The organism is Ilumatobacter sp. (genome assembly GCF_041688325.1).
Taxonomy (GTDB): domain Bacteria; phylum Actinomycetota; class Acidimicrobiia; order Acidimicrobiales; family Ilumatobacteraceae; genus Ilumatobacter_A.
On the sequence record NZ_JBDNIJ010000114.1, the window covers coordinates 1 to 5,835 of the forward strand.

A 5,835-nucleotide genomic window follows, 5' to 3' on the forward strand; every position below is an offset into this window, starting at 1 on the left:
AACGGAATGTGCGTCATCCGCCGATGGAACCGAACGGCCGTTTGGTGGGCCATTTCCAGTCGTCCACCCGCGACCATCGTCAACGCCGTGGCGTACGGCATGTGGACGTGCATGATCGCACGATGTCGCGGGTTGGCGCGATGCCCCGCCACATGGATGTGCAGAGCGGTCGCCTCCACCTCGCCGTCGCCGTCGATCAGGAGGAGATCGTCCGGAGAGATCTCGGACCAGTGGAGGCCGAGCGGATTGATCAGGAACCGCTCGGCATCCGATGGGGCGACAGCCGAAAAGTGGTTGCAGATTCCCTCTGAGAACCCGAAGCGGTCGGCAAGCCGCAACGCTCCGGCCAGTTCGTGACGGAGTCGATCGACGGGTGCGGTCATCCGTTTACCTCGCTCATCCCATGGCTGCCAGTACGCGTCGATGACCGGTGAACGGCTTGCGGCCGTGCATCGCGAGCACGTTGTCGATGGCCAGCACGTCGCCGGCGCGCCACGGGAAAGTGACCTCGCACGACTGTGATATCGCTCGGATGTGCATCAGGTCCGCGACGTCGATCTCGGTACCGTCGCCGAAGGTCACGTGGTTGCCGAGCGTGTCGGCGCCGGCCGTGAGCGGATCGATCCGAGCGTCGTCGGTCCCGCCAAAGGACACCTTCACGCCCTCGATCTCGCGGTGCCACTGATCAGCCTGATTGTGCCAGCAGATCTCGCCCGTCACGTTGTGTTCGACCACAGCGGGGTGCGTCGCTGCTGTGCGAATCCCCGCTTCGGTCCACTCGAACTCCATTCCGGCACCACGTAGGTAGGCCTCGACGTCGTCGCTATCCGGTGTCTCGAACGTCTCCTGCCACGACTTTCCGATGCCGGGTTCGTCGTCGGCGTCCCACAGATGCTGCAGGTAGGTGACGCCTCGCTGCACGAATCGGTCACGTACGGTCGGGTCCATTCGGCGCACTATCTCGCGACCGTCTGCGAGGTGTGTCTCGCCACCCGACTCGGCCGCGACGAGACAGCCGAAGAAGAGCCGATCTGGCGACCACCCAGCGTAGGACAGCTCGTTGTGGAGGAACACCTCGAGGTGCGCCGGGTACTCCGTCGACGTGTAGACCTGATCGGCCACGCCGGTCCGAGGCGAATCGCCGCCAGCGTAGTTGCGCAACTGTGGGCAGATCGCGGCACAGACGGCACGGAACTCGTCGGCGGACCGGACGTCGAATCCGCGGATCAACACCGCACCGACTCGATGGAGGTCAGCCTCGATCACATCACGCTGAAGCGTGGCCCAACCAACGGGATCGGACCGGTCGGCATCACCGAGATCGATGACGACTGGCAGTGATTGGTTGGCATCGAACGATTGCGCAATCACCTTGACCTCCTCGGGGCAAAGTAGGGCTCACATCGGAACCTGTCAAGCGGTTTGAGACACTCCCCAACAACTGGACCACCAAACGGGGCCCTCTCAGCGGCTGCGGCGTTACGACCCCACCCGATCCGTCAACGAGACAGCGCCAGGTGAACCGCCTTCGGTTTGCTGCGGTGCATCCGAGCCGTCGTCGAACCCGGTCGCTGTGCCAGAAACGGACCACCAAAACGGACGGCTTTGAGTTCCGAGTGCGCACCATCCGCTCTTGCCACCGGTGCGCTCATTCGTCTCGTGGACAACCTGAGGTGATAAGAGAAAGCAATGCCACGCATCCTCGATTACAACGGTGACGAAGCCGATCGGACCGTAACGGTGGCGTCGCTTATCGCACTCAAGGCTCAGAACGTGCAAGTTGCCCAGGTGACTGCGTCGTCCGCCGACGAGGCAGCCGCAGCCGAGTCGGCCGGTATTGAAATGGTTGTGTGCATGTCGGAACACGTCCCGGCCGTGCGCCAGGGGTCATCGCTAGTCTTCGTCACAGCTGCCATCGACTTCACCGGGGCAGTGACCGTCGATGAACTGTTGGGCGTCGCACTCGAGTCGCTGTCCAATGGGGCCGATGCCGTGATCACCGCTCGCGGAATGAGTTCCGTTGTCCGGTTGACCGAAGAAGACATCCCGGTGATCGGCCATCTCGGCTTCGTTCCCAAAAAGTCGACGTTGTACGGCGGTGTTCGTGCTGTCGGCAAGACGGCGGTCGAGGCCGCAAACCTGTGGCGGAAGTTTCAGCAGCTCGAAGATGCCGGTGCGTTCGCTGTCGAGTGCGAACTCATTCCAGCAAAGGTGATGGCCGAAATCAACGAGCGCACCGGATTGACAACGATCTCACTCGGGTCTGGACCCCACGCTGACGTTGTCTTCCTGTTCACTTCAGATATCTGCGGCGAGAGTTCACGCACGCCGCGGCATGCCCGGGCCTACGGGGATCTCGGCGCTCTGTACGACCAAATCGCTGACGAGCGGGTCAACGCGCTCACCGCATTTCGGTCCGACGTGGCGGAAGGGCGCTTCCCGGATGAGACCGAGGTGGCCCATGTCGACGAGGCCGAACTTCAACAGTTCATCGAGTCGCTTTCATAATCACGACGCAAGCCGGACGCCGGGCGCTCGATCGAGCACTCGACGCGAAAGGTTCACTCGCCGTTCACCACGACCCGATCGGGTGCAGCACTACGGTCGTCGCCGATGAGCACCCCCACTCGCATCGGTATTAACGGCTTCGGTCGCATCGGCCGGCTGGCTGTACGTGGCCTCTTCGGTCGGAGCGACCTCCAGCTCGTCCACGTCAACGAACCCCACGGCAATGCTGCTACCGCAGCGCACCTCCTGGAGTTCGACACCGTCCACGGGCGCTACGGCGGCAACGTCGCGTCTGACGGCGACTCGATGACCGTCGACGGCCAGGCGGTCACCTACTCGGCCTACGACACGCCCGGCGCAGTCCCGTGGGCTGAACACGGCGTCGACATCGTCTTAGAGTGCAGCGGCCGGTTCACGACCGCCGAATCGTTGCAGCCCTATCTCGACGGCGGAGTCAAGAAGGTCATCGTCGCGGCACCGGTCAAGTCCGATGGCGTCCTCAACATCGTTATGGGGTGCAACGACCATCTGTACGAACCAGCAAGCAACCACATCATCACCGCAGCGTCATGCACCACCAACTGCCTTGCGCCGGTGGTCAAGGTGCTGCACGAACAGATCGGTATCGAGCGCGGTGCACTGACCACCATCCACGACGTGACCAACACACAGGTGATCGTGGATGCGCCACACAAAGATCTGCGCCGGGCCCGCTCGGCACTCAACTCACTGATCCCGACGTCGACCGGATCAGCAACGGCCATCACGATGATTTATCCCGAGCTTGCCGGGAAGCTGAACGGCACCGCCGTGCGCGTTCCACTGCTCAACGCATCGCTGACAGACGCCGTGTTCACGATGTCACGCGACGTCACGGTCGAAGAAGTGAACGGGCTCTTCCTCGAGGCGTCGCAAGGCGAGCTCGCCGGCATCCTCGGCTTCGAACATCGGCCGCTTGTGTCGGCCGACTACACGAACGACACCCGGTCGGGAATTGTCGACGGACCATCGACCATGGTCATCGACGGCTGCATGCTCAAAGTGCTCGTCTGGTACGACAACGAATACGGCTACGCATTCCGCATGGCCGACCTGGCCACCAAGGTCGCTGCAGCACTCTGATCGACCGCCACACACCACCGCCACACACCACCGCCACACACCACCGCCACACACATGAACCTTCGTAGCTACGCTCTCGTCACCGGCGCATACTGGGCCTTCACGATCACCGACGGCGCCCTGCGCATGTTGGTGCTGCTCTACTTCAACGGCCTCGGGTACTCGCCGGTCGCTCTGGCGTTCCTCTTCCTCGCCTACGAATTCATGGGCGTGGTCACCAACCTGCTCGGCGGCTGGGTGGGGTCACGGACCGGCCTCGGCCTCACGCTCCGGGCCGGCCTGGCGCTCCAGGTCGTTGCGCTCACCGCACTGACGTTCCAACAGGTGTCATGGGCCGAGTGGGTCTCGGTCGTGTTCGTGATGGCCGTGCAGGCACTGTCGGGCATCGCCAAAGACTTGACGAAGATGAGTTCGAAGAGTGCCGTCAAGTTCGTTGCCGGACCCGAAGACGGCGCGCTATTCAAGCTCGTTGCCATTCTCACCGGGTCAAAGAACGCGCTGAAGGGCGTCGGGTTCTTCATCGGCGCGGCGCTGCTCGCGTCAATCGGGTTCGATGCAGCACTCTGGGTGCTGGCCACCCTCGTCGCCGTCGCGCTGGCTGCCGTGATGCTGATGCTCAACGAAGACATCGGGAAGTCGAAACGCAAAGCACCGTTGCGTTCGATCCTCACCAAGTCGGCCGGCGTCAACCGCTTGGCCGCAGCGCGAATCTTCCTCTTTGCATCCCGCGACATCTGGTTCGTCGTGGCACTTCCCGTGTTCCTCGAAACCGAACTCGACTGGTCGTTCTACGGGGTCGGCGGATTCCTTGCCGCCTGGATAATCGGATACGGCGCCGTGCAGTCGATTGCGCCCCGCATCCTCCGCTCGAGTGCCAGTGATGTCCAGGCTGCTCGAACCTGGTCGCTGGGGCTCGGCGTCGTTGCTGCCGCGATCGCCGGGCTCGTTGCTGCTGACATCGCCGTGACCGCCGCAATCGTGGTCGGCCTCGTCGTGTTCGGCATCGTCTTTGCCGTCAACTCGTCCCTGCACTCGTACCTCATCCTGGCGTATGCCGACGACGACGCCGTTGCCACCGACGTCGGCTTCTACTACTCGGCCAATGCCGTCGGGCGGCTCGTCGGCACCCTGCTGTCGGGCCTGCTCTACCTCTGGGGTGGGCTGCCGGTCGCCCTGTGGGGCGCCACCGCATTCGTCGCCGTTACCTGGCTCTTGACCCTGCGCCTGCCCGACCTCGACAACAGCCCATCGCTGGAAATCACCGCCACGATCTCCTGATCATGACTCCAGGTGGACGAGACACACCCACGGTGGGGTCGAGGCGATCAGACGGCCGCTGGTTCGGCGGGGAAAAGCGTCGGGATGATGGCCCGGGCAATGAGCGCACCGATTAACTGTGCAGCGATGAAGCCTGGGGCCGACGACGGTGCGATGCCGGCAAACGTGTCGCTCAAGGTTCGTGCGACCGACACCATCGGATTAGCGAAGCTCGTCGATGACGTAAAGAAATAGGCGCCGCCTATCCACACGCCGACCGCCACTGCGACCACATGGGGCTTACCCAGCCGTGCGGCCCCATGGATCACGAGGAGCAAGCCGACCATCGCGATGACTTCCGACAGCAGTTCGGCTGCGCTGTTGCGATTCTTCTGCGACAGGAAGATGGCGCCACGCCCCGTCTGTTCCGAGAACATCAGGTTGGCAAGCACCGCGCCGACGCAGCCACCGAGCAACTGTGCTCCGACGTAGCTCGCAGCTGCGGTGTTGTTCATGCGCCCGAGCAGGCGTTCGACGAGTGTGACAGCAGGGTTGAAATGTGCGCCCGAGACGGTCGCGAACATGATGATCAGCCCGATGAGCGCGCCTGCAGTGGCCGCAGAGTTCTCGAGGAGCTGCAACCCAACGTCGGTCGGCGACAGCGTCTCGGCCATGATTCCCGACCCGATCACGGCGATCACAAGAAACGCGCTCCCGATGCCTTCCGCGAGAAGTCGAGTCGTCAGTGGGGGAGCAGCGGTACTCATGAGCGAGCCGCACCGTACCCGATTGCATCGACACCCATCAATATGTTGGCACCCCGGCCCTCCCGAAATGGAGACCATTACTGCGCGCAGGTGAGGCAAGACAGTCTCAGTTTTGGTTCGAGGGTCCCAATCTCCCGAAATGGAGACCATTACTGCGCGCAGGTGAGCCGAAACGGTCTCA

General features: G+C 63.1%; 6 protein-coding genes. 3 read left to right on the top strand and 3 right to left on the bottom strand.

Annotation, left to right across the window (positions count from 1 at the left end):
* Together ACH2EI_RS07615 and ACH2EI_RS07620 are read right to left on the bottom strand one after the other, a co-directional pair.
* Positions 1-383, bottom strand: a 383-nt coding sequence (locus ACH2EI_RS07615; protein WP_395159613.1) for a class II aldolase/adducin family protein, incomplete at its 3' end; no start/stop codon positions are given.
* Between the two features lie 13 nt (positions 384-396).
* Entirely contained in the window at positions 397-1,371 is a 975-nt protein-coding gene (locus ACH2EI_RS07620) for a TauD/TfdA family dioxygenase (protein ID WP_395156696.1), read from the bottom strand.
* A 318-nt stretch (positions 1,372-1,689) separates the two neighbouring features.
* Here ACH2EI_RS07620 and ACH2EI_RS07625 point away from each other — a divergent pair, with 318 nt between their 5' ends.
* From ACH2EI_RS07625 to arsJ, 3 genes are all read left to right on the top strand, one after another.
* Complete coding sequence (locus tag ACH2EI_RS07625) at positions 1,690-2,508, top strand: 3-methyl-2-oxobutanoate hydroxymethyltransferase (protein ID WP_395159615.1); 819 nt, start codon at positions 1,690-1,692, stop codon at positions 2,506-2,508.
* Between the two features lie 105 nt (positions 2,509-2,613).
* Positions 2,614-3,630: an ArsJ-associated glyceraldehyde-3-phosphate dehydrogenase gene (locus ACH2EI_RS07630; protein WP_395159617.1), complete on the top strand. Its 1,017-nt coding sequence runs from the start codon at positions 2,614-2,616 to the stop codon at positions 3,628-3,630.
* 54 nt (positions 3,631-3,684) lie between these two features.
* Positions 3,685-4,908: an organoarsenical effux MFS transporter ArsJ gene (gene arsJ, locus ACH2EI_RS07635; protein ID WP_395156547.1), complete on the top strand. Its 1,224-nt coding sequence runs from the start codon at positions 3,685-3,687 to the stop codon at positions 4,906-4,908.
* A 47-nt stretch (positions 4,909-4,955) separates the two neighbouring features.
* On the opposite strand, the gene ACH2EI_RS07640 is transcribed toward arsJ, so the two are convergent.
* Complete coding sequence (locus tag ACH2EI_RS07640; protein WP_395156545.1) at positions 4,956-5,654, bottom strand: aquaporin; 699 nt, start codon at positions 5,652-5,654, stop codon at positions 4,956-4,958.
* Positions 5,655-5,835: the final 181 nt, after the last annotated feature.

Coding starts and splice junctions, on each gene's coding strand:
- ACH2EI_RS07630 (WP_395159617.1), top strand. CDS start 2,614: ATGAGCACCCCCACTCGCATCGGTATTAACGGCTTCGGTCGCATCGGC.
- arsJ (WP_395156547.1), top strand. CDS start 3,685: ATGAACCTTCGTAGCTACGCTCTCGTCACCGGCGCATACTGGGCCTTC.
- ACH2EI_RS07640 (WP_395156545.1), bottom strand. CDS start 5,654: ATGAGTACCGCTGCTCCCCCACTGACGACTCGACTTCTCGCGGAAGGC.
- ACH2EI_RS07625 (WP_395159615.1), top strand. CDS start 1,690: ATGCCACGCATCCTCGATTACAACGGTGACGAAGCCGATCGGACCGTA.